This is a genomic window from Bacteroides sp. 214 (assembly GCF_010501015.1).
Taxonomy (GTDB): Bacteria; Bacteroidota; Bacteroidia; order Bacteroidales; family Bacteroidaceae; genus Bacteroides.
This window is the reverse complement of record NZ_QVML01000005.1, coordinates 29,918-54,910: the sequence shown is the minus strand read 5'-3', so window position 1 is coordinate 54,910 and position 24,993 is coordinate 29,918. Positions and strand designations below refer to the sequence as shown.

The window sequence follows — 24,993 nt, the reverse complement described above, 5'->3', positions numbered from 1 at the left end:
ACATGTATATTAATCAAGTGCAAATGTACGGTTTGCAGTGGAGATAATAAAGTTCTTTACATAGTTTAAGTTCTGATTAACAGAAGGAGAAATTAATTGTAATCTTCTTTGAAAAAACTTTTTCTAACTGTTTTCAGAAAAAAAAATAATAACTAAATTGCGCTCTGTATTTTAACCTTATAAATTAAATCGTCATGAAAATTGGTATTCCAAAAGAAATTAAAAACAACGAAAATCGCGTAGGAATGACACCGGGTGGTGTCGGAGAGTTTGTAAAAAGAGGTCATGTTGTCTATGTGCAGCACACAGCGGGCGAAAACAGTGGTTTCCCCGATGCAGAATACGAATCGGTAGGTGCCACTATACTACCTACTATCGAAGCTGTTTACGCTGAAGCAGACATGATTATAAAGGTGAAAGAGCCTATCGAGCCCGAATACAAACTAATCAAAAAAGATCAACTCCTGTTTACTTACTTCCACTTTGCCTCTGAAGAGAAATTGACACATGCCATGATTGAGTCGAATTCTGTATGCCTTGCCTACGAAACCGTAGAGATGCCCAATAGATCGCTTCCGCTACTTGTACCCATGAGCGAAGTTGCCGGACGCATGTCTATTCAAGAAGGTGCGCGCTTCTTAGAGAAGCCACAAGGTGGAAAAGGCAAATTACTAGGTGGTGTTCCGGGTGTAAAACCTGCGAAAGTATTGGTACTTGGAGGTGGTATCGTAGGATACAACGCCGCGCTAATGGCTGCCGGTATGGGTGCCGATGTAACAGTTACCGATATTTCCATTCCACGCTTACGCTACCTTAGCGAAGTGATGCCTGCCAATGTAAAAACGCTGTACTCTTCGGCGCACAATATTGAAAAGGAGCTACCAACAACCGATTTGATCATTGGTTCGGTATTAATTCCGGGTGCAAAGGCTCCACATCTCATCACAAGGGATATGCTGAAGCTGATACGCAAAGGTAGTGTTTTAGTAGACGTTGCTATTGACCAAGGCGGTTGCTTTGAAACGTCAAGACCAACCACACATGCCGAGCCTACGTATGTTGTAGACGATATCGTTCATTACTGCGTAGCTAATATTCCGGGAGCGGTTCCTTTTACCTCTACACACGCGCTTACCAATGCCACATTACCATACGCGTTGAAGTTAGCCGATATGGGTTGGAAAGCTGCTTGCAAAGCCGACCCCGTACTGGCACTGGGACTAAACGTAGTAAACGGAAAGGTTGTGTACGAAGCCGTTGCCGACACATTTGGATTGAAATATGAACCATTGAGTTTATAAAACTCTTCATTAATAAAGTGCAGCGAGAGTTTGTTTTAGGACAAACTCTCGTTTTTTATAGAAGAAACACACTGCGCATTCAGCAAAGTGTTTCCATATTAATGTTCTTAAGTCGGAATAATTAAATCATTACCAGAATTATTCGAGCGGCAGTGTGAACCAGAATTCAGACCCTTCTCCAAGCTTAGAATTCACACCAATGTTTCCTCCCATTTTCTCTACAATCTGTTTGCATATAGAGAGTCCAAGACCCGTTCCTTGTGCAAAGGGATTGAGTTTTACAAAGCGATCAAATATATCATCCTGATGTTCATTCAAGTCAATACCAATACCTGTATCGGAGACACTGAATTTTACGTACTCTTCTTCAACATCATACCTCAAGCAGATACTGCCTCTTTCCGTAAACTTAAGAGCGTTATTAATCAAGTTATTTATGACTTGAGCCAACCTGTTTTTATCAACATTCAACAGTACTGATTGCGAGTTATCTTCATAAAAAACAGCTACATCGGGAGATGGGGTTATCAAGAAGGATTCAATAACTTCTTTGCAGAACTTGTTTACCTCAATGAGTTCGAACGTAAAATCATATTTTCCTACTTCCACTCTTGATAAGTCGATAATATCGTTGACGAGTTTTAATAAAAGGTCATTGTTTTTCTGTATCAAAAGGAGATACTCTTGTCGTTCATTTGTATCTTCTATTTCACCTAGTACACTCGAAAATCCAACGATAGCATTAAGAGGTGTACGTATCTCATGACTCATATTCGCCAAAAAGTTTGATTTAAGTTTATTGGCGGTTTCTGCCTTTTCTTTAGCAATAATGAGTTCTTGTTCGGCTTTCAGTCTCTCGGCTATCTCTTCTATTCTAAGGAGTCCGCCCACAAGAACCTGATTATCATCGTAGACGGGAGTAGCAATAACCTCGAGGTCAATTCCATTTACCTTTTTCCGCTGTGTTGCCGATATTCCATCTTCCACAGCTTGCCTCAGTGGACAGGTTGGGCAAGGCTCTTTTTCCCCAAAAGCCGTGCGATAACATTGTTCTCCCGGTACATAATGACGGTTTATGTCGGTAGCTGTAACATTTTTGGTTAACTCCCACTGCACCACAAAATTTGTATCCATATATACAAGACCAAACTTGGCATTATCCAACGCCAGATTTTGCTTCTTTATGGCATCTTCCAAGTTTTCTTTAGCAAGAATAAGATCGTGTTCGGTTTTCTTTAGTTCCGAAACATCAACCATTATCATTTCCGCTTCCTCACCGTTGGTGTAGTAAAAGGTGCACTTGTAGGTTATACTACTGCTTGTTTGATGGAATATAAATTCTGTATTTGTACTTCCCTCAGGCATCTCCCGGATACAGCTCATCATATTATCAAAATCATCGCCAAAGAACACACTACCAAGTTGGGTGTATTCACTATCGGTAAGCAATTGAGGAAAACGCTCAATGGCTTTTTTATTCCCATTCAGCACAAAGAAATCTGTTGGATGGTTGTTTGCCACTTGCATCCTGATGAAAAAGTGACATATAGGCATACATTGATAAGCAGCTATTATTTGCTCGGCTGTTTTTGCCTCACGCCAAACCTCATTGCTTTTCAAGACTTCTGTATGTTTGTTTAAACTCATTTCTGTATTTTGGAGTTTGTTTTAATAAAAATGCACTAATCTTACTCCTTAATTATAGGAATAGAAGAAAAGTGAAAGTCTACTGACTTACAAAAGTACAAAAAATAAAAAAACAATGCAATTTCTCTGGTTTTCTATATACTAGTTTAGTAGTATGAAAGTCTGTTTTTCTGTTCCATCAAGTACTACAAAAGGGAAGAGCACAACAACAATGTAAATAATTATCCAAAACCACAAAACTAAAGTTGATATAAATAACTTACAAATAAACAGCTCTACAGCACACTCTAGGGGCGTTTTTACAAATGCAGCATTTGTCTCTTTCGAAATGCAGCAAACCACTTCATCGAAATGCAGCATTCTACTCAAGCGAAATGCTGCATTTCGATGAAGTGGTTTGCGAGAGACATTAAGATGTAAATAATAAGTACTAAAAAACAAAGAAAACCACCCACCCCTCTAAAAGAGCAAACCACAAAAATAGGAGAAACCAAGAATAACCATTATCTTTGCACCGTTTTTTACGTAGAACAACAATAATACACACTATATGTTAGCTAAGATTAAGCAACTTCTGGAAGAAGTGGAAGCGCTGAAAGCTTCGAATGCTGAAGAACTCGAAGCTCTCCGCATTAAATACCTCAGTAAAAAAGGGGCTGTCAATGACTTGATGGCTGATTTCCGTAATGTAGCCGTCGAACAAAAAAAGGAAGTCGGCATGCGTCTTAATGAGTTGAAAAACAAAGCACAAGAACGCATTAACGCATTGAAAGAACAGTTTGAAAGTCAGGACAGCGGAAGCGACGAAATAGACCTTACCCGCACTGCCTACCCCATTAACTTGGGTAGTCGTCATCCTATTACCATTGTGCGCAATGAGGCTATTGACATATTTACCCGTTTGGGCTTTAGCATTGCCGAAGGTCCCGAAATTGAAGATGACTGGCATGTATTCTCAGCACTTAACTTCGCTGATGATCATCCTGCACGCGATATGCAAGACACCTTCTTTATTGAAGCACATCCTGATATTGTTCTGCGCACTCATACTTCGTCGGTGCAAGTGCGCGTAATGGAAAATGCGAAGCCGCCTATCCGTATAGTTTGTCCCGGACGTGTATATCGTAACGAAGCTATTAGCTACCGCGCACACTGTTTCTTTCATCAGATTGAAGCACTGTACATAGATAAGAACGTATCGTTTACCGATCTTAAACAAGTTTTATTATTGTTTGCCAAGGAGATGTTCGGCAATGATACAAAGATACGTCTACGCCCTTCTTATTTCCCATTCACCGAACCAAGTGCCGAAATGGACATCAGTTGCAATATCTGCGGCGGAAAAGGATGCCCGTTCTGCAAGCATACCGGCTGGGTAGAGATTTTAGGATGTGGCATGGTCGACCCGAATGTTCTTGAAGCATCGGGCATTGACAGTAAAGAATACACAGGTTACGCACTAGGCATGGGGATTGAACGTATTACCAACCTCAAGTATCAGGTTAAGGACTTGCGTATGTTCTCTGAAAACGACATTCGCTTCTTGAAGGAGTTCGAGGCAGCGAATTAAGACATATTCCGTTTGGGTTCTCTTTCTCAGAAAAAGAGAATCCAAACGGTTCTATATTTATTTTAATAACTCAATTATGGCTAAAGACAAACTTGTAACGCCAAGTTACTGTTTCTTGTTAGCAGCTAACTTCCTCTTGTTTTTCGCCTTTTACCTAATACTTCCTATACTTCCGTTTTACCTGTCTGAAGTTTTTCAGGCGGAGAATTCGCTCGTAGGTATTGTATTGTCCGTATATACAGTAGCTGCACTTTGCATTCGTCCATTCTCTGGTTTTTTGTTGGATATACTCCCACGTAAACCACTCTACCTACTGGCATATTTCATCTTCACAAGTGTATTTGCGGGGTATATGTGGGCAGGTGTATTGTCACTTTTTATAGCATTTAGGGTTATACACGGATTATCCTTTGGAATGGTAACAGTAGGTGGAAATACGATTGTGATTGACGTTACCCCCTCCTCTCGCCGTGGCGAAGCCATTGGCTACTACGGGTTAATGAACAACATGGCAATGAGTATTGGTCCTATGGTTGGACTTTTCATGCATGATGCCTATTCGTTTGAAACAATCTTTACGTGTTCACTCATCTCAGGATCTATCGGTTTCCTGATGGCATGTTTGGTAAAAACGCCTAAGAAAGAACCGGTTGAAAGCGAACCTATCTCACTTGACCGTTTCTTTTTAATAAAAGGAATACCCGCGGGGATATCGCTATTATTGCTCTCCATACCTTATGGCATGACAACTACGTATGTAGCTATCTACGCGCAGCACATTGGCATTAGCGTAAACACAGGGCTGTTCTTTACTTTCTTAGCAGTGGGCATGGCGGTTTCGCGCCTCTTTGCCGGTAAGCAAGTAGATAAAGGACGTATCACAGAGATTATTTCGGCAGGATTTTACGTAGTTTGCACCTGTTTCTTTCTGTTGGCTGCATGTGGCACATTGATTAAATACAACGCGATGTTTACCAACATCCTGTTCTTTGCCATTCCGCTGATGCTTGGTGTAGGCTTCGGGACTATGTTCCCGGCGTTCAACTCGCTATTCGTTAATCTGGCACCAAACAGTAAACGAGGTACGGCAACTTCTACTTACCTCACTTCGTGGGATGTAGGTATCGGAATCGGACTTATGTCGGGAGGATTCATCGCGCAATACATTTCGTTTGATGTGATGTACTTTTCCGGTGCATGCCTCACTGTATTATCTGCCATTTATTTCAGGGTAAGAGTTACACCGCTTTTTCATAAAAACAAATTACGCTAACCATGACAAAGAAAGAACGTTATAAAATAGTCATCGAGTGGTTCCAACAAAATGTACCGGTTGCCGAGACAGAGCTTCAATATGAAAGTCCATACCAATTGCTGGTTGCAGTCATTCTTTCTGCACAATGCACGGATAAACGGGTGAATATGACTACCCCAAAGATATTTCAAGACTTCCCTACCCCCGAAGCACTTGCTGCCACTTCCCCCGAGGTAGTATACGAATACATTCGCAGTATATCTTATCCAAATAATAAAGCAAAGCACTTGGTGGGTATGGCACAAATGTTGGTAAAGGATTTCAATAGCGAAGTGCCCGATACATTGGAGGAACTGATAAAACTACCCGGTGTGGGACGAAAAACAGCAAATGTCATTCAATCGGTAGTGTTTCATAAGGCAGCAATGGCAGTAGATACACATGTGTTTCGTGTATCCAACCGCATTGGTCTTACCACCAATTCCAAAACGCCACTCGCTACCGAAAAAGAACTGATGAAATACATTCCTACCGAATTGGTACATATAGCACATCATTGGCTTATTCTTCATGGGCGATACATTTGCCAAGCAAGAAAACCCCAATGTGACAAGTGTGGATTGCAATTGGCATGTCAATTCTATTGCAAGACTTATAAAGTCTTAAAAAGCAAGCCGAAAAGCAACCAATAAATAACAAAATCGTTCACAAAGAGAGAAATAGTAGTAACTTTGCACTTCAATTTAGTAGATTCATTACATATTTAATAAACAATAGCGTATTATGCAGACAATTGACAAGTACAACTTCAAAGGTAAAAAGGCATTCGTTAGAGTGGACTTTAATGTTCCATTAGACGAAAATTTCAACATCACAGACGACACCCGCATCCGCGCGGCACTTCCTACACTGAAGAAAATTCTAAGCGATGGCGGTAGCGTTATTATTGGTTCGCACTTGGGACGTCCAAAAGGTCCAACTGAGAAATTTTCACTAAAACACATCATCGGACACGTATCCGAACTACTGGGTGTAGATGTTCAATTTGCTAACGATTGTATGAGCGAGGAAGCTACAATGAAGGCTGCCGCACTACAACCAGGAGAAGCATTAATGCTTGAGAACCTCCGTTTTTATGCCGAAGAAGAAGGCAAACCAAGAGGATTGGCTGACGATGCTTCGGAAGAAGAAAAAGCAGCTGCCAAAAAACTCGTTAAGGAGAGTCAAAAGGAATTCACAAAGAAATTGGCTTCGTATGCCGATTGCTATGTAAACGACGCTTTTGGAACTGCTCACCGCGCACATGCCTCAACAGCATTGATTGCAGCCTATTTTGACACCAACAACAAGATGTTTGGTTATCTGATGGAAAAAGAGGTGAAAGCAGTAGATAAAGTTATGAACGACATCCAACGTCCGTTTACAGCTATCATGGGTGGTTCTAAGGTTTCTTCTAAAATTGAAATCATCGAGAACCTATTGAATAAGGTAGACAATCTTATCATAGCAGGTGGCATGACTTATACTTTCACCAAAGCTTTAGGAGGCTCAATCGGTCTTTCTATTTGCGAAGAAGACAAGTTGGATCTTGCTTTGGATTTGATAAAGAAAGCCAAAGAAAAGAGTGTAAACCTTGTACTTGCTGTTGATGCTAAGATTGCTGACAGTTTCTCTAACGAGGCTAACGCTAAGTTTGTTCCGGTTGGTCAAATCCCTGATGGATGGGAAGGTCTGGACATTGGCCCTGAAACCGAAAAGAAATTTGCAGACGTTATCAAACAATCAAAGACAATTCTTTGGAACGGTCCTACAGGAGTATTTGAGTTTGACAACTTTGCACATGGATCACAATCGGTAGGCGAAGCAATCGTAGAAGCTACAAAGAACGGTGCTTTCTCTTTAGTAGGTGGAGGCGATTCGGTAGCTTGCGTAAATAAATTTGGCTTAGCCGACGGCGTATCATACGTATCGACCGGTGGTGGAGCATTGCTCGAGGCAATTGAAGGAAAGAAACTTCCGGGTATTGCAGCTATTGAAGAATAATATTTTATATAAGCAAAGGCAGCCAATGATGGTTGCCTTTGCTGTTTTCTACTATCACTTCCGGAACAACATTGTTCTAAAAACACCACCATCAATGAAACGTTACCTCCTCTGTTTAGCTATTATCCTAGCCATTCCTGTTGTTGCACAGGAAACATTAAACACTGTTATTAACACGCTGAAAGAACGCATTACCCTACAAGGTTACGCACAAGCCGGATATACGTATGACGATGCCGAAGATCCTGATAACACATTCGACATAAAACGTATTATCTTTATTATGGATGGTAAGATAACCGATAAATGGAGTTGCACTTTTATGTACGACTTCAAACAAGGTGGATCATTGGTGGAGTATTATACTGATTATTCTTTCTTACCTGGTCTATCGGCACGTTTCGGACAGTACAAGATACCCTTTACCATAGAAAATCCATTCTCCGCTTCATCGGTAGAACTTATTGATAGCTATTTCCAATCAACCTTGTACATGGCTGGAGTTAATAATAGCGACAAACTATTGGGTGGAAGTAGCGGTAGAGATATCGGTTTGATGCTATACGGAGATTTATTCAACAAATTCCTGTCGTACAGAATAGCAATAATGAATGGTCAGGGAATCAACCAGAAAGACAGGAACAATCAAAAAGACATTATCGGTGGTATTGATATAAACCCCACATCATGGCTTATGCTGGCTACTTCGTTTATGAAGGGGAAAGGACACGCCATGGGAACCACCGAACTTAACCCAAGTATACAGTATGGCGACAACTACAACCGCAATCGTTGGGCAATAGGTGGTACTGTTAAACTGAAAGATTTTACTCTTCGTTCGGAATATATGATCGGGAAAGACCGCAGTGTAAAAAGCGAAGGTTACTATGCGGTAGGTACACTCACCGTACTACCAAAGTTTGATGTCATTGCGGCATACGATTATTTGAATAAAAGCAAAGAAATAAATGCCAAACAGACAAACTACATAGCAGGCGTTCAGTATTGGTTCTATCCGCGTTGCAGGTTACAAGCACAATATACTTACAGCGATAAGAAGCAAGAAGATAGTTCGAACAAAATACAACTGCAAGTACAGGTAAGATTCTAACCCCTAACGTTCCAACAAGCCTACAATCTGTTCGCTGAATACCATAAAGAACAGACTGTAGCACAGCAGTCCCACAGTAATCAACATTTTGCGATGAACAGAATAGAAGGATCGATAATATTCTTCTATTCCTGTATATATGTACTTATTAAGAAACCACTTATAGGTATAGAACACACCCACTCCAACCAATAAGCCGGCAATGAGTCCGCCAGCAATATCCGTAAGAAAATGCACGCCCAGATAAATACGCGAGTATGCCATCACCACAGCCCATAGAGCAACCGTCCATGTATAGTAACGATAGCGAAAGAGCAACGCGGTAAACGTAGCAAAAGCAAACGAGAATGTGGTATGCCCGGAAATAAAGCCATAAAGCCCTTCGCCTTTATACCCAAACAATGTCTTTACATCGTTTATAAAGTCGGGATGATACGTAGGACGGAAGCGCGCGATATTGGGTTTGAATAACACATCCGATACCAATAAGCAAGTGGCAAGCAGTACAAGAAGTGAGCAAACAACCGGCAACCACACCCGTAGTGGCTTCTTGTATATCAGAGCGAAGAAAAAAGCAAAGAGCCATGGAATCCATACAATCCAACCCGAATAAAGCCATAAAGCGTTATCCAACAAAGGTGTCTGAAAATTATTCAATGTAAGGAACAAACTCCGTTCCCACTCCAGTAGGGTTTCTAACATATTATTTATTATTATCTTGTTTCATAACCAATGCCACTCTTTTGCAAGCTGCCCTATCTGTTTTACCATTTGGAGTTTGAGGTATCTCCGTCACGGTAATAATCTCCTTTATGTATGTAACAGCCGAAAAATCTTTCAGTTCGTTCAACGTTATGTTTTCTTCTACCAGCAACACAACTCTTTCGCCAAATTTAGCATCGGGAAGAGAAGTGACAGCAAAGTTCCCGGTAAGCAGCCTCCGAAGTTCCTCTTCCATGACCTCAATCTGCAACTTCACACCACCGGAATTTATTACGTTGTCCCGTCTACCCAATATTCTGAAACGCCCATCGGGAAGGAACTCCGCTATATCATTAGTGTATAATAGCTCGTCGGCTATAAGGGGAGCATCTATCACGAGTGTTCCCTCGGTAGAGAGTGAAAGTTTGACCGACGGAAAAGGAGTATAATACAAAGAGGCTTCCTCACCGCTTAATCGTCTTAAAGCAATGTGCGAAAGAGTCTCCGTCATGCCATAAGTAGAGTAAACAGCATTAGGAAAAGGTTTAAGTGCTTCGACAAGTTCATAGCTGATGGCGCCACCACCTATGAGGAGTGTGTCAATATTGCGCAGTCGCTCGGTTTCGAGAGGGACTTGCAAAGAATTGAACACCTGCATGGGGGTCATAGCAGCAAAATGGATGGGCTCCTCTATATCTTTAAGCGGATTTCCCGATGGTTTGCTTACCAACAGATTCAATCCGGCTACCAGAGCACGAACAACCACCATTTTACCGGCGATGTACTCCAATGGCAAACAGAGCAGCGTGGTACTCTTGGGTTTTATATTCAGGTGTGCACAAGTAAAGAGGGCGCTTTGCGCCATTTGTTGCTTACGCACAGTCAGCACTTTGGGTATACCGGTAGATCCGGAAGTCTGCACAGTAAGCGTTGACGAGGAAGAGTTCCAATCAGGTTTAAAGAAGAACATATTTTCTGTCTTTCGTCGTTTCTTCCACCACAAGCAATCGCCCTCTACCACTAGTGGCAATTCCACATTGTCTGTAAACAACTGCCCTGTTCCCAATCCCTGCAGCAACGGATTTTCATATTGCGCACACCACTGTGCAATGGCATTCAGACCCACATTTGTTTCGAGTGCCGAAGTAACCCACCATTGTATGTCACGTTTCTCTGCTTCTTCTATCCACTCCTCGCATCCACGCATCCCGCCATGAAGCGATGGTTTCAATACAATATAAGACGGACGAATGGTATCAAGCAAACTCTGTTTTGATTCGCGGTCATTGATGCCGATCAATTCTTCATCTAAAGCTATGGGTAATGGCGAGTGTGCAACAAGCTGTGCCATTTCCGTCCACTGCCCGTTACGAATAGGTTGTTCGATGGAATGAATGTCGAGTTCGGCAAGCTTGTTCAGTTTGGCAAGTGCTTCTTGCGGAGTAAACGCACCGTTGGCATCTACACGGAGCTCTATTTCATTGGCAGAGTAATGGTTGCGAATGTGCCGAATCAGCGCAAGTTCTTCGTCAAAGCGAATAGCACCGATTTTTAATTTTATGCAGCGAAAACCCGCAGCCATTTTGGTCTCTATTTGTCGAAGCATCTGTTCGTAATCTCCCATCCAGATAAGTCCGTTGATAGGAATACCTGCTTCTCCACGAGCGAAAGGAGTATCCCAAAGAAGGAAGCTACCGGTTTCGTAATGACGAAAGGCGGTTTCCAAGCCAAAAAGGATAGAAGGATATGGGCGAAGAGAGTCCCAGTCTATGCAAGCGGTTTCTTCTATTTGCCGGCAAAACTTAGCTAACAGATACTCGTAATCTGCCACTGCATCGCAGCTCAAATCGGGTAGCGGGGCACACTCTCCTACTCCCCAACGTTCTGAATCTGTTTTGGATTGCAGCAACACATACCACACCTTGCGTGTATGATAAATGCCGCGCGAAGTTCCCGCCGGTTGTCTGAACGACCATGTGCGAGGAATTATCGTTAGCCGCATCGTATTACTATTAAGGAAACTTGGGATATTTCTTAAAGTCGGGTTTCCGCTTCTCAAGAAAAGCCTGCTTCCCTTCCTGCGCCTCATCGGTAAGGTAGTAAAGCAAAGTAGCATCTCCGGCAAGTTCCTGAATACCTGCTTGTCCATCCAGTTCGGCATTTAAGCCGGCTTTGATCATACGCAAGGCAAGTGGGCTAAGTAGCATCATTTCTTCCGCCCATTGCACATATTCATCTTCGAGCTGCTCTAAGGGAACTATTTTATTGATCAAACCCATATCCAACGCTTCTTGTGCATTGTACTGGCGACAAAGAAACCAAATTTCACGTGCTTTTTTCTGCCCCACTACACGTGCTAAGTACGAAGAGCCAAAGCCAGCATCGAAACTTCCCACACGTGGACCCGTTTGTCCGAATATAGCATTCTCCGAAGCAATGGAAAGGTCGCACACCACGTGCAACACATGCCCTCCCCCAATGGCATAACCATTTACTGCCGCAATAACCGGTTTAGGAATGGAGCGTATCTGTTTCTGCACATCAAGCACACTAAGTCTTGGCACGCCATCTTTACCGATGTAACCACCACGTCCCTTCACGTTCTGGTCGCCACCCGAGCAGAATGCTTTATCTCCCGCGCCAGTGAGAACCACTACACAAATGTCGGGGTTCTCGCGACAAATAGCCATCGCGTCGCTCATCTCGCCCGTAGTTGTTGGTGTAAAGGCGTTGCGATAGCGCTCGCGATTAATCGTTATACGGGCAATGCCGTTGTAATAGTCGAAAAGAATATCTTCGTATTCCTTAATGGTAATCCATTCTCGTTGAGTTGCCATAAGTTTATGTTATTATTGTTGCTTTCTTAGTCCGTGATAATATGTTTTTAACAAGCGAATATCTTCATCAGGATTGGTAAAGACCTCGAGTAAGATAGGAGCTTCTGCAGGTTGGTCGGCAATGAAAGTAGTCATGGATTCGGTCAGCTCAGCATCATTACGGGCAGCTATATAGCTGAAACCACGCTCCTGCGCCCAAGCTTTTGCCGAAGTGTGATGCACTGCCGTTGCAGCGTTGCGCGTTGCTTCGTTCATCTCTAACCCCGGTAGTGCACGAAATATTTCGCCACCGCCATTATTGAGCAACAAAATACGTACATTATTACCGACATTCTGCATCCACAGCGCGTTCATATCGTAAAAGAAACTGAGGTCGCCAATCGCTATAAAGTTTATCTTATCCGATTTCGACGCATACCCCAGCGCGGTAGATAGCGACCCATCAATGCCCGATGTGCCACGGTTGCAACACACTTCGACTGTTTCTGGTAACGTATAAAGTTGTGCATAGCGCACCGTAGAGCTATTTGCCAAGTGCAGTGCGGCCACAGGGGGCATATTCTTCATAAGTGATCCTATGGCACTCATCTGCGAATAGCCAAAGTCGGGTTCGGGTATCTCTTTGGAAAGCTGCTCCCATGCAAGCGGGTAGTTCGGAGTTTTGTTCTCGAGCATCAGCGACAAGCGGTCAAGAAACTCAAACGGGTCAATCTCTATCACCGTTGTGAGCGAGCCAAACGTATCCGTCACAGAACCATCGAGCGAAATGTGCCAATGTTCGCGCGGTGGAAAGGCACGCAGATACTCTTTCAGCCTTTTAGAAACGACATGTCCGCCATACGTCACTACCAGTTCCGGTCTTAATCCCTTCTTCTGTTCCTCGGTCAACGAATAAAGCAACGCATCGAAATTCTTTATCGCCATGCCCGGCACAATTCGGTTACTCAGGTGTTCTGTGAACCACACAAAGTGTTTATAAAGCAGCTTGCTTACCCGTTTTTCGAAGAGGTATATTAGCGTCATTTGTCCCGCTATCATCATACGCTTGTTGTACTTGTTCATGCGTCCGATGAGTGTAGAGAATTCGCGATCGTACTCATTGAGTCCCTGATAGCGTGTAATAACCCTCACTTCGGGTAGTTCGCGCGTTGTAAAATTAAACAACGGTTCGGAGATAGGTACGTTAATATGCACCGGCCCTTTTCCACGATGAGTAAGTTCCATCAGTGCTTCATTAATAAGGCGGTTGCAATACCATTTATCTTCGTCGCTACGAATTTCGGGGAGTGTTACGGATTTCTTCACCAATGCACCGAATATATTCGGTTGCGGTATGGTTTGCCCGTCCATTTGCCCAATCCATGCAGCCGGTCTATCGGCAGATATCACTATCAACGGCACTTGTTGGTAAAATGCTTCGGCAACGGCGGGGTGCATATTGGCAAGTGCTGTGCCCGAAGTACAGCACACTGCGGCAGGCCTTCCACCGTGCAACGCCAAGCCTAAGGCAAAGAACGCCGCGCTTCGCTCATCCGCCACCGTATGGCAGGTAAAGTACGAGTGGTTTACCAATGTATGCACCAGCGGCAAGTTGCGACTGCCCGGACACACCACTACCTGGTTTACTTCGTGCTTAATCAGCAACGCCACCAGTTCGAGTACGTTCTTTTTATCGGTATACATATTTTTTCGTTTATAGTTATTTATCTTTAGATGATTGCTCTCATGGTATAAAGCTTGTCTTCGGTTTCGCGCCACTCTTCCTGAAGATCAGAAGAAGCAAGCAGTCCTCCACCCGCATATAGGGTAAGGGTTGATGTATCTACATGCATACAGCGCAGATTTACATATATATCGCTTCGTCCGCTTCTGTTGATTCGCCCGATAAAGCCAGAATAGTAACGCCGGTCATAGCCTTCGTGCATACGGATGAAACGATATGAGTCGTTTTTGGGAAGTCCGCAAACAGCCGGTGTGGGGTGCAACAACGCAAGTAAATCGCCCAGTTTGTCGCGCTCTTTCAGGATGAAACGAAAATCACTCCTGAGGTGTGCCAACTGTCCGGCTCGCACCGCATGGGGTCCTTCTTCGCAAATAGGAAGCCCAAACGTATCTAAGCATTGACGAATATAGTCTGACACAAGGCGTTGTTCCTTACTGTTCTTTTCATCCCATGCCGTAGGAAGCACTTCACCTTGCATTATCTGTGTACCCGCCAAAGCCACTGTATGCCAGTTTTCGCCTTCGCCGGCAAGAATTATCTCGGGGGTACTACCTATCCATGTACCCGATTGCGGCGTATGACACAGGTAAACATACGAGCGCGTATAACATTTGCATGCTTTACGAAAGGTTTTGTAAGGAGAGAATGAAGATTTACGTGCCATCTGTTCGTTGCGCGAAAGGACTAACTTTTCCAAACTACCCGTTTGCAAAGCAGCCGAAAAGATGTTATAACACTCTTTATAGGCAGAAGAGACTGCCGCGTATTGCTCTTTTCCGGCAATGGCATCTTCAACCACCTCTGTTTCTATTGGTAAAAGAATTTCTTCGCCTTCTATCAGTAAAACAGGACACTCATCCGCTATTCTGAAGGGAGCAATAACAAAGCCATCTTTTCCATTAAGCTGCGATATATCGGTATAAACAGCAACCTCTCCCTGTTTCTGTTGCAAGAATCTCACCTGTGCATCGCCCGGCAGGCGATACAAAGCAAAACTTTTGTTCGAAGCAATGAGTGCGTCAATGGCTGTGGCTAGTTCTTTTCCGTTCATTTACTATTTCTTATCAAGAAGGCAAAGGTATAAAAAGATTTTGAGCGAAGAAAGACATTCGTAAACTCCCATAAACTACCGTAACTTACCATAACTTACCGTAAACTACCGTAACTTACCGTAACCGGACATTGATTATTTTCGAGTATTTACATTTGCACTGTGTTAATACAAAAGTAATTCAAAATAGTTTCTTAACCCGAATTGAGCGAATGTTTTTTTGAGAAGCACGGCCGGCTTGCCCAAATTCCTCGGACGCTAAATTCACAACACTTTTTAATTATGAGTATGCCTTACAAGGTAATTAAGCAATCATTCGGTTTCGACGAAACCAAAACCGAGAAGTATGTAGCAAAGGCTGTAACCGGCGGAATGCTTCCTTTCAAAAAAGTATGTAATCAGGTAAGCCAGATTTGTGGTGCCCATCGCGGCACGGTGGTTTTGGTCATCGGCGGACTGCTCGATGTGATGGTGAACAACCTCGACATGGGTCACAGCGTTCAGTTAGGCGAATTTGGGATATTGCGTCCCGGTTTGCGAGCTAAAGCACAAGATACGGAAGAAGCTGCCAACGCGCAATCCATTTATCGGAAGAAAATCAATTTCGTACCGGGCAAGATGTTGAAAGACTTCCTCGAAGATCTATCAGTAACTCGTACCACTGTAACCGCCTCTAAAAGCAACAGTAGTAACCAAGATCCCGGAAGCGATGATGGAGGAGAAGATTGGGTAGATCCTACCACTTAATCCATAACGGATAATTAGCCCTGATTGAGGCACAGACGAGAAGTTTTTCTCTCTGTGCCTCTTTTTTTATGCCTAAATGGCTGGTTTCGTGTTAAACACGACAGGTGCTCGTGTTTAACACGGGTGATTGCGGTGTTAAACAGGGGTATTGGTCGTGTTTAACACGGAGAGTCGTTGTGTTTAACACGGGGAGTCTGTAGTAGCCTTGTAGTAACCTGATTTTGGTTGACTGTTTTCTATCTTAACCCTGAAGCGAGTTGACTGGGTTTAACACTTAAAACTATATTTGGTTGACCGTTTTTTCTTTTATCTCTAAAAGCGGTTTACCTTTTTAGCATAGTAATGTAATGAAAAATCTCAAAGAGCAGCCAACCGCCTCCTAGCGCCTGTAGAGGGGATACTATCAGGTCTTTATACTTGAAGCGTGTAGTCTTTATAGTTGACGCGTCAAGTATAAAGAGTTGACGCGTCAAGTCTTTGACCCTTAATTCACTACCAGATTTGGGCGTTTAATAACAATCGAATTGTTGAAAAATAATATTTTCGAGTGAACGCATTATTTTATAATATTTTTTTTAGTATGTTTGCATAATAGTGTTGCTTTAGTGCAACAGACTATTGAATTTGATATATGTATTTGCTGTCAAATCTCCAAAACTGAAAACGACCAAAAAAAAGAACGCGGAGAGGAGGCGAAGCGAATGCATCCCGTATAGGGGTGTGTTCCTTTTGCTTTTCTTGTTGCGTGCGGGTTACTTGGTCGTACCTCAGTTTTACAAGATAAAGCGGAGGTTCGCACCTTTTTTTGTATTTTAAATTATGATGTAAAAAAAGAAATAAAAAAAATAACATATAATGCTTCGTCGGCATTTTCTCGAAACTGAAAACGACCAATTTTAAAGTATGCAGAGAAAATCGAAAAGGCGAATGCACTCCTATTTAGGGTGTGTTCCTTTTTTCTATTCTGCAAGGTTGTAAAAGGCTTGGGGAGGGGAGATGGGGATGCACCCTTAATTTTTAGATGATAATAGAGAGATATATTTTGATTCATGATTAATCAGTATTTGGTTCAAAGATGAGAGTAATACATATAAATAGAAAGATTATGACAGAAAATGAAAAAAAAATGTTTTTGGGTTTGTATCAAATGCTATTAATAGATGCAGAAGTTCACCCAAATGAATTAGAGTTGCTTTATCAAATAGGCAGAGAAAAGGGAGGTATTTCTGAGGAAGATATACAACGAACTATTTTTTCTCCAAACACATTCGTTTCGCTGGATAGTTTGAGTGATGAAGATAGAATAGAATATTTATATAATCTGTCTCGAATAGCTTGGGCGGATGGTAGAATAGATGATAAAGAAATAGAAACTTTGCAAGAGGCTAGTAGACGGCTTGGATTTGCTGAAGAAAATGTTATAAAAATATCGGAGTTCCTTTTAGAACAAGCCAGAGAGAGGAAGTCATTCGAAGAACTATTACAAACCATCAAAAATTCATAAAATGGGAATAGCAGATATTTTTACAATTAATAGAAGAGTTACTACAGAAGCAAAAGTTCAAGAAAGAGACTCTGATGAAACTATTGCTGTAATTTCAGGTGCATCGTACACGGCACGAGGAACAAAGGATGCTGGCTATTGTGGTGGTTCTCCTCAAGCTTTACAACCCAAATTGCATGCTGTTTATATGCAACTAACGCGCTATATTCAGCAAGACGAGATAAAGCAAAACGAAAGAAAGAGCCAAATAAAACAAGAAATTTGTGGATTGGAATCAAAAGCGAAGAATATTGAAAGCCAAATAACAGATGAGCAAGAAAAACTAGGCCATGAAGAAAATAAAATAGGAAAAATATCAAGTGAAATTGATAATATTAAGGAAAATCCTAAAATAATTTCGGGAGATTCTTTTGCAAAAGCAAGTTTCTGGATTGGGTTTGTAATTCTAGTATTCCTCACCATTTATTTATTTGTGTTTTATAGTTCCGCTGCTTACTCGGCTTTTTTCAAAAGCTTTACTCCAGATGACGACAATATTGCGCAAGCAATATTTGATGCACAAGCAATAAGTAAAGCGTGGGCAGGAGGTTTTACTGAGTTAATCTTCATTCTGGCAATCCCTGCCGTTTTTCTAGGACTTGGATTTCTAATACACAAATTTTCGGAAGAAAAAGGATTTAGTAAGTACCTGAAAATCTCGAGTCTTGTCATTGTTACATTTGTTTTTGATTTTATTATTGCATATGAAATTATAGATAAAATACATGAGATTATGAGACAAGGGTCTTTTGATACTACGATTCCACCAATGTCTATTGGGATGGCTTTTCAGAAAGTCAACTTTTGGTTAATTATTTTTGCGGGTTTTGTAGTGTACTTAATATGGGGACTAGTGTTTAGCTTTACAATGAGCGAATATGAAAAAATGGATAAAGTGAGATATGCTATCAAAAACAAAGAACAAAAATTATCTGAATACAAAATAGAATGCAAGAAAATTAAAGAAAAGATATCTGCTCTTCAAACAGAAAAAAGCAACAATCAAGGAGAGATTGAAAAATTGAGAGTACAATTAGGATCTTATGTTTTGTATTTCAACGATGTTAGAGAAGGTATTAACAATTATTTTTCAGGTTGGATTGTTTACTTGAGATCCACGGCCTCTTCACATACAAATATCCAAGAATGTGAACAAATTAAAGAGCAATTTTTGTCAAGTTTAAGAAATTCAGAATTTATTAGAGAGGATTCTAATTAAACAACCAATTAAAATAAAATTTATGAAACGATTATTCTTTATAATAGCTACAATATTACTATTGGTTGCTTGTAATACCAATAATAAAAGTAATGTGGGCGCTTCTAATACAGAAAAACAACAAGAAAAGCAATTAAATATTTCAATCCTACTGGATTTATCTGATAGAATTAACCCGCAAAAGTTCCCTACTACTCCCGAACATTATCAGCGTGATATTGAAAACATTAAAACTATTACAGAGTTCTTTAAATCAAACATGCAACGTTTAGGTGCATATAAAGCCAAAGGGAAAATTAAAATATTTTTCAACCCTCCACCTGCAAATCCTACAATTAGTTCAATTGCAAGTGAGCTCAATATTGATTGTTCAAAAACGGACAATAAGGGGAGAAAAGAAATTTATGATTCTATTACGGAACTTTTCACAAAAAAACTTGATGAAATTTATAATCAGACTATCGTTTCAAGTGTTTGGGAGGGTAGCGATATTTGGCGTTTCTTCAAAGATGATGTGAAAGATTTCTGTGTTGATAACGATTCAAGCTATCGCAATATATTAATAATTTTCACGGATGGATATTTATATCATAAACAAACTGTGTACAATGATAAGAATCAGTTCTCGTATATCTTGGATAAAAATCTGAGTTCATACAGGAAGTTAAACTGGAAGCAACTTATTGAACAAAATAATTTTGGAATTATGGCAGAGCGCAACGATTTAGAGAACTTAGAAGTTCTTGTATTAGAAGTGAGTGCTGAGAATCCAAAGAATAAGATAGATGAAGATATCATATCGTTTGTTTGGAAGAACTGGTTTGAAAAAATGAGCATACCACACTATGAGGTATATCGCTCTGATCTACCAACAAATACAAAAACAAGAATTGAGAATTTCTTAAATCAAAGACAACAATAAATTATCAACTTTTATAAAAAACAGTATATGGGTATTTTTATTATTTCGTTAGTAATCATTTTTATTGTGAAATATTTCCTTTCTTTTAACAAGTATAAGAAAAACAACGGTTTATTAACTCAAGCGGATGCTTATGAATCAGTTAAATGGGATGAGTTTGCACGGAAATGCTCGTCGAGGCTTAACAGTGCGGATAAAAATGGAACATTTATGGCAGAGCTTGCAACTCTTAGGTTTGAAGCAAGGGTGAATAGGGATAAAATAAATAATCAGGCAGTAAAGTTAAAAGCAAATAAGTTAATTGAGAATTTAGATAAAGAATATGCAAAGCGAACAAACATACATTTATGATTTATATCGCAATGAGCTACAGCTTGTATGTGTTAAGGAGATTAATAGAATAATACATAAAAATACACCAAATGGGATTATTAAATAATGAACTTCATAAAGCAGCAATTGTTGCTGGACAAATAATACTGGGATTGGAACACCTTGAAAAGCAGATATATAGTAAATATGATATTCTTGAGCACAAGGAGGATTTCTTGTTTTTAGCATATATGTGTAGAGTTGGAATAATAGATAGAGTAGAATTAAAAGGTTGGCCTCCAACACTTCCTATTGTGATTCCATTGGGTATATTTAGAACAAGAGAAGAAACAATATCTACTATGCTTATTTTTATAATTACTCAACTAAAAGAATTGGCATCTTCTCAAGAGGATATAATAGCTGTGATAGATGATATACTTGAAAAAGGAGAGATTTTTTATGAATATGATAGTATAATTCCTTATGATATTAAGAACAATCTTTTAAGTAATACATACTAATTTGGCCGTTTTGAACATTTAATTTATTTCAACAAATAACTAAATATTTATCAGATGAATAATAGCTTTGACAAGAGTTTAGCCTTATACTTAACTATGAAGTTTAAGGAAGTATTAATAGAATACATAGGAGAAGAATCAGATCTACTCCAATTTTATTTGCATAATATAAGAGAAACAATATTGTATGACAACAATATTAGTGAATTTATAGAGGCTAACGATATATTTAGCGAACAACATTTTGTTGTATACTCTTTTTATATTCAGGCCTTTTTGGATGTAAAAAGGATGTTTGATTATAAGATGAATGCTAGAATGCATATTAAAAAAATATTGTTGAAATGCTCAGATGAATTATATGTAATCGAGGCCATAACGCTTGATGAATATATAAAATTCAAAGATCATGCAAATAAGCTTAGCTTATTCTCTATTTATGATCAGTATTAATATAAGAACAAGGCAGTATGAATGAAGGTAAGGCAGTAGAAAAATCTATTCGCAAGTCATTAAGGGATGGATTTGAGGGTGTTATTATAACGGCCTATAATAGTGTTGATGGCATGGATGTATTAGCACCTGTTATGATGCAGTCAGCTATGAGTGATTTTTACCAAAGTGTTAAATCTAATGATAGTTTAAGATTGCTTGGTAGCGCATCTGGTATTAACTTTGAGGAGATTTTAGAAGAAGAAGCCCAATTAGCCTATGAAAAATATTTTAAATAGGAACAAAATCCTTTAAAATGAAATTACTAGCTATCTTTCTCTCCGCCCTTCTCCTACTCTGCTTACTAGACATGCCCTATGGCTATTACATCCTTGTGCGCTACATCGCCACGATAGTTTTCGGCATATTAGCCTATAGAAACCACGGAAAAAGTCCAGAATGGCTAACAATTGTTTGGGTAGCTTTAGCCGTACTGTTTCAGCCATTTATAAAATTACCATTAGGTAGAGAGCTATGGAATGTAGTTGATGTTGTAACGGCTGTGGTATTATTGGTATTTGCGTTTAGAGGGAAGTTTGAAATAAAAAATAAGTAGAAAAAATTACAGTTATGATAGTAGGTATATTGGTGGGCATTATATTTGTTTTTTTAGTTATCCGAACAGTCTACTCGTTTACTAGAACAGACTGTTCGGAAAACAAATATAGAATTAAACAAAGTATAGAAACAACAGAAAAGATACTCGTTCGCGTACTAAACGAATTGAATTGTGATACCAAATCGGAAAATGGTAATGATGAAACGATTATCAATTTCTCTTTTCAAGGAGTATATTTTAGTGCTAAGATATTACCCGACGAACCTCACATAAAGTTAATGATCTATTCTTTCCATGAAACCTCGATAACAGACTTAAATTTGGTACGCCAAGTCTGTAACCTGCTAAACATGGAAATAAACACTTCTAGGTATGTTTATTCCATAGATAGTAAAGAGAATAGAGTATATATTCATTTGTTTATTGATTTATTGTTGTTAGAAAACACTCCCAATATCAAAGATTATATTAAAGAATGTTTAGCAAAGAATTTTCAATATATGCACTATTATATTCATAGATTCGATGAATTGAAAAAAGACACAACCGATAATGACCCAGAGGAAGATTGTGCGAATCAAGAACGTGAATTATTTTTGCTTCGAGAACAAGAAATTAACCATCAGCAAGAAAATTGGCAATGGAGGCTGAATGAAACTGAAAATTTAACATTATGGCAGTTTTTGAATACTGTTTTAGATATGCATGACGTTGCTCTATCTCAATTGACTATCGTCACACATGATATGCGAGTAATTACAGATTCTGTGGAAATATCTTCTTTCAACTTACTTCGAACCATAATTGACATTTCTAAAGAGAAAAAACTTTCTTTCATCTGCGAGAATGCTACATTAATTATTACATATAGCGACACATGCAATAAAAAGAAGAGTGTAAATCAAATTATCACCATTAATTTGCATGCCGAAGGGAAAACCAGCCAATCGTCCCATTCTAAACAATCATTTTATGTACGAATAACGTGTTGTAAACCACCTTTAAACATTGATAGAAATCAGTCATTAGTTAGTAAAAGAAATGATGTTAAGGTTCGGTCTTTACTTGTTGCTTTCGACACACAGCCGGTTGAGCTAAAAAAAGCTGAGTTTGAATATATGTGGCAGGATGCAAAAGACAAAGTCAAGGAAGGAAAAAGAAACGAATTAACAGAAGAACAACAATTGATCTATGATTGTGTATATCCTTCCGTTGCCTATAATCTCTATTGGGGGAAAATACTATTTAGAGATAAGAGATACTACGAAGCATTGCTTCATTTAGAAAACGTTTATTATATGTCGCAAAAAGAATATCATATCATGAATGATTCCGACAAAGAGGTTTTCTATGAGATATGCTATTTGATAGGGTTTTGCTATTGTGAACTCAAGCAATATCAACATGCATATTTCTTTCTGGATATAACATTCAGAGCAACAAAATCAATCATGTATGCATATGAATATATAAATTGCCTTACTAACTCAAACGATTTCCGTGCCCTCATGGCTATAGACTACCTTATGGAAAGGATAAAACAGAACAACAATGAGGAAGAAGAAATTGATCCTGCAACAATTTCTTTTTTCCATTTCCTTCGTCGTCGCAAGGGTTATGCGCTTATTAATTCAGGATATTTGGATGAAGCAGAAGAAATTTTCAAAGCAATGCTTGATGAACCGGAGAATAAGGATTATGCTTTAGGCGAATTGGCGTATATACAGCAATTGAAAAATCAAGTTGAAGAATAATATATAAATACTTATTCAACTATACGCATTGTTTATGGAAAAAAATCAAATGCAAAACATACTAATAAAGATTCTAAAATGGTATTTAGGCTAGACACCACGAGAAACACGTATAATCCTTTCGGAGTTCGCCATTCTTTCTAATGTTTTGAGAATTGATTTTGGTTCTCCGAATTTAGTAAAGTCGCTGGAAGAGAAAATTAAACCTCTTCCGCACTTCTTAATTTCACTATATATCTTATTATCAACAGATTCCATTGGGTATATCATTGAATTATGTCGCAAAAAAAGATTGTTTTTGCGACATAATACTCAAAACTTACAAGAAAACAGATTGATAAAATCATCAGCCACAAGCTGACGGGCATGAAATAGAAGGAAAGAAATATCCCTCAATCCTTTAGACAAGCTAACGGCACTACATACACTCCATCTTCACGACGATAGGCAAAGCTGCCGACAGCAGTTAAAATCATAAGAAAAGAAGGAGATTTCATCTTGGTGGTATCTATTTTAGAAGCAAGCGATAATAATGTAGAGACACCATCAGCAATCAGTTTATCACCTCCTAACTTTATTTCTACTAGTCCATAGCTGCCATTACGTAAATGTATCACGGCATCGCACTCAAGGCCTGTTTTATCGCGATAATGAAATACTTCTCCATCTAAAGCCTGCGCAAAGACACGAAGATCGCGTACACAAAGCGTTTCGAAGAGTAGCCCGAATGTTTCCAAATCATTCATCAAGTCGTTAGGGCCAAGACCTAATGCCGCAGTAGCAATTGATGGATCGACAAAATAACGTGTATCAGCCGAACGAATAGCTGTTTTAGAACGCAAATTAGGATTCCAAGCCGGCATATCCTCTATCACAAAAATACGCCGCAAGGCATTGATATAAGAATATATCGTATCTTCGGAAAGCGTATCATTCTCGTTGGCATTAATGTCTTTACATATTTGGGCAGAAGATGCTTGCGAGCCTTGGTGGCGTGCATAAGAACGCATCAAACGTTTAACACGAACTGCATCGCGGTTTACACCATCTGCTTGTTGAATATCAGAGTTGACAACAGCATCATAATAATCAAAGGCTTGATCGAGAGCAATATCCTCGGATAGCGTAGATGCTAATGGCCATCCGCCACGACAAGTAAGAAAAGCCATCTGATGTAAGTCCGTATCGTTGACTGCTGCTATTTGCCGAGGTGCGGCAAATAGTTGTTTCAAGCTGATAGCGCCTGTAGAATCGCCCGACTCCCACAGACTCATCGGACGCATCAACAACCAAGCAAAACGCCCTGTACCTGAGTGGTGTATATCATCGTCATTAACAGGAGTAGCGGAACCGGTTAGAATAAAATGTCCTAATCCAGGGCGATGGTCAACTTCAAAACGTATTGCATCCCACAGCTTTGGAGCTAATTGCCATTCATCGACCAAACGGGGAGTATCACCATCGAGTATCATTTCCGGGTTTTCGGAAGCAAATAACATATACTGTTCGTAACGTTTGGGGTCTGACAAGTAGATTATGCTATTAGCCTGTTGTTCGGCAGTAGAAGTTTTTCCACACCACTTGGCACCTTCAACCAACACAGCGCCTTTGCCTCGCAGTTTACGAGTCAAAAGTTGGTCTATCACTCGCGGCTTATACTCAGAAGTCTTCATAACACAAT

The 24,993-nt window shown here is 39.9% G+C and carries 24 protein-coding genes and 1 pseudogene; 16 read left to right on the top strand and 9 right to left on the bottom strand.

What is annotated here, in order from left to right:
- Nucleotides 1–194: 194 nt before the first annotated feature.
- Nucleotides 195–1,301, top strand: coding sequence for an alanine dehydrogenase (ald, locus tag D0T50_RS05735; protein ID WP_163222559.1), 1,107 nt, complete (start codon nt 195–197; stop codon nt 1,299–1,301).
- 138 nt (nt 1,302–1,439) lie between these two features.
- Here the strand turns inward: ald and D0T50_RS05730 are convergent, their stop codons facing one another.
- Nucleotides 1,440–2,948 carry a HAMP domain-containing sensor histidine kinase gene (locus tag D0T50_RS05730; RefSeq protein WP_163222558.1) on the bottom strand — a complete coding sequence of 503 codons (1,509 nt, stop codon included), beginning with the start codon at nt 2,946–2,948 and terminating at the stop codon, nt 1,440–1,442.
- 550 nt (nt 2,949–3,498) lie between these two features.
- Here D0T50_RS05730 and pheS point away from each other — a divergent pair.
- The 5 genes from pheS (at nt 3,499) to D0T50_RS05705 (ending at nt 8,927) form a co-directional block, all read left to right on the top strand.
- Nucleotides 3,499–4,518 carry a phenylalanine--tRNA ligase subunit alpha gene (gene pheS, locus D0T50_RS05725; protein WP_163222557.1) on the top strand — a complete coding sequence of 340 codons (1,020 nt, stop codon included), beginning with the start codon at nt 3,499–3,501 and terminating at the stop codon, nt 4,516–4,518.
- A gap of 76 nt (nt 4,519–4,594) precedes the next feature.
- Complete coding sequence (locus D0T50_RS05720) at nt 4,595–5,791, top strand: MFS transporter (RefSeq protein ID WP_163222556.1); 1,197 nt, start codon at nt 4,595–4,597, stop codon at nt 5,789–5,791.
- A 2-nt stretch (nt 5,792–5,793) separates the two neighbouring features.
- The gene (gene nth, locus D0T50_RS05715; RefSeq protein ID WP_163222555.1) at nt 5,794–6,465 is read left to right on the top strand and encodes an endonuclease III; all 672 of its coding nucleotides are present in this window, start codon (nt 5,794–5,796) and stop codon (nt 6,463–6,465) included.
- Nucleotides 6,466–6,556: 91 nt separating this feature from the next.
- Complete coding sequence (gene pgk / locus D0T50_RS05710; protein WP_163222554.1) at nt 6,557–7,816, top strand: phosphoglycerate kinase; 1,260 nt, start codon at nt 6,557–6,559, stop codon at nt 7,814–7,816.
- A 94-nt stretch (nt 7,817–7,910) separates the two neighbouring features.
- Entirely contained in the window at nt 7,911–8,927 is a 1,017-nt protein-coding gene (locus D0T50_RS05705; protein WP_163222553.1) for a porin, read from the top strand.
- Between the two features lie 3 nt (nt 8,928–8,930).
- On the opposite strand, the gene D0T50_RS05700 is transcribed toward D0T50_RS05705, so the two are convergent.
- The 6 genes and pseudogenes from D0T50_RS05700 to D0T50_RS05680 form a co-directional block, all read right to left on the bottom strand.
- Nucleotides 8,931–9,629, bottom strand: coding sequence for a phosphatase PAP2 family protein (locus D0T50_RS05700; protein WP_163222552.1), 699 nt, complete (start codon nt 9,627–9,629; stop codon nt 8,931–8,933).
- A 1-nt stretch (nt 9,630) separates the two neighbouring features.
- Nucleotides 9,631–10,599, bottom strand: a complete 969-nt coding sequence (locus tag D0T50_RS13750; protein ID WP_239058220.1) for an AMP-binding protein — start codon at nt 10,597–10,599, stop codon at nt 9,631–9,633.
- 18 nt (nt 10,600–10,617) lie between these two features.
- A pseudogene (locus D0T50_RS13745) lies at nt 10,618–11,631 on the bottom strand (o-succinylbenzoate synthase); the annotation flags it as partial.
- Nucleotides 11,632–11,641: 10 nt separating this feature from the next.
- A complete protein-coding gene (gene menB, locus D0T50_RS05690) occupies nt 11,642–12,466 on the bottom strand; it encodes a 1,4-dihydroxy-2-naphthoyl-CoA synthase (RefSeq protein WP_163222550.1) in 825 nt (274 codons plus the stop codon).
- A 12-nt stretch (nt 12,467–12,478) separates the two neighbouring features.
- Nucleotides 12,479–14,149: a 2-succinyl-5-enolpyruvyl-6-hydroxy-3-cyclohexene-1-carboxylic-acid synthase gene (gene menD, locus D0T50_RS05685; protein ID WP_163222549.1), complete on the bottom strand. Its 1,671-nt coding sequence runs from the start codon at nt 14,147–14,149 to the stop codon at nt 12,479–12,481.
- A 26-nt stretch (nt 14,150–14,175) separates the two neighbouring features.
- The gene (locus D0T50_RS05680) at nt 14,176–15,240 is read right to left on the bottom strand and encodes an isochorismate synthase (protein ID WP_163222548.1); all 1,065 of its coding nucleotides are present in this window, start codon (nt 15,238–15,240) and stop codon (nt 14,176–14,178) included.
- Nucleotides 15,241–15,522: 282 nt separating this feature from the next.
- Here D0T50_RS05680 and D0T50_RS05675 point away from each other — a divergent pair, with 282 nt between their 5' ends.
- The 10 genes from D0T50_RS05675 to D0T50_RS05630 all read left to right on the top strand — a co-directional run bounded on the left by D0T50_RS05675 (nt 15,523) and on the right by D0T50_RS05630 (nt 23,312).
- Nucleotides 15,523–15,987, top strand: coding sequence for a DNA-binding protein (locus D0T50_RS05675; RefSeq protein ID WP_163222547.1), 465 nt, complete (start codon nt 15,523–15,525; stop codon nt 15,985–15,987).
- A gap of 1,105 nt (nt 15,988–17,092) precedes the next feature.
- Nucleotides 17,093–17,491 (top strand): TerB family tellurite resistance protein, encoded by a 399-nt coding sequence (locus D0T50_RS05670; RefSeq protein ID WP_163222546.1) that lies wholly within the window; start codon nt 17,093–17,095, stop codon nt 17,489–17,491.
- A 1-nt stretch (nt 17,492) separates the two neighbouring features.
- Nucleotides 17,493–18,749 carry a hypothetical protein gene (locus D0T50_RS05665; RefSeq protein WP_163222545.1) on the top strand — a complete coding sequence of 419 codons (1,257 nt, stop codon included), beginning with the start codon at nt 17,493–17,495 and terminating at the stop codon, nt 18,747–18,749.
- Nucleotides 18,750–18,771: 22 nt separating this feature from the next.
- Nucleotides 18,772–19,671, top strand: a complete 900-nt coding sequence (locus tag D0T50_RS05660) for a hypothetical protein (RefSeq protein WP_163222544.1) — start codon at nt 18,772–18,774, stop codon at nt 19,669–19,671.
- A 27-nt stretch (nt 19,672–19,698) separates the two neighbouring features.
- On the top strand, nt 19,699–20,022 hold the full coding sequence (locus D0T50_RS05655) for a hypothetical protein (protein WP_163222543.1): 324 nt from the start codon (nt 19,699–19,701) through the stop codon (nt 20,020–20,022).
- A gap of 71 nt (nt 20,023–20,093) precedes the next feature.
- A complete protein-coding gene (locus tag D0T50_RS05650; RefSeq protein WP_163222542.1) occupies nt 20,094–20,507 on the top strand; it encodes a hypothetical protein in 414 nt (137 codons plus the stop codon).
- 54 nt (nt 20,508–20,561) lie between these two features.
- A complete protein-coding gene (locus D0T50_RS05645) occupies nt 20,562–20,960 on the top strand; it encodes a hypothetical protein (protein ID WP_163222541.1) in 399 nt (132 codons plus the stop codon).
- A 17-nt stretch (nt 20,961–20,977) separates the two neighbouring features.
- Nucleotides 20,978–21,238 (top strand): hypothetical protein, encoded by a 261-nt coding sequence (locus tag D0T50_RS05640; RefSeq protein ID WP_163222540.1) that lies wholly within the window; start codon nt 20,978–20,980, stop codon nt 21,236–21,238.
- 17 nt (nt 21,239–21,255) lie between these two features.
- A complete protein-coding gene (locus tag D0T50_RS05635) occupies nt 21,256–21,555 on the top strand; it encodes a DUF6804 family protein (protein ID WP_163222539.1) in 300 nt (99 codons plus the stop codon).
- A gap of 14 nt (nt 21,556–21,569) precedes the next feature.
- A complete protein-coding gene (locus tag D0T50_RS05630; protein ID WP_163222538.1) occupies nt 21,570–23,312 on the top strand; it encodes a hypothetical protein in 1,743 nt (580 codons plus the stop codon).
- Nucleotides 23,313–23,402: 90 nt separating this feature from the next.
- Here D0T50_RS05630 and D0T50_RS13955 read toward each other — a convergent pair whose 3' ends face one another.
- Complete coding sequence (locus D0T50_RS13955; protein ID WP_370520887.1) at nt 23,403–23,570, bottom strand: DUF6088 family protein; 168 nt, start codon at nt 23,568–23,570, stop codon at nt 23,403–23,405.
- Nucleotides 23,571–23,704: 134 nt separating this feature from the next.
- On the bottom strand, nt 23,705–24,985 hold the full coding sequence (locus D0T50_RS05625) for an ATP-binding protein (protein ID WP_163222537.1): 1,281 nt from the start codon (nt 24,983–24,985) through the stop codon (nt 23,705–23,707).
- Nucleotides 24,986–24,993 lie beyond the last annotated feature (8 nt).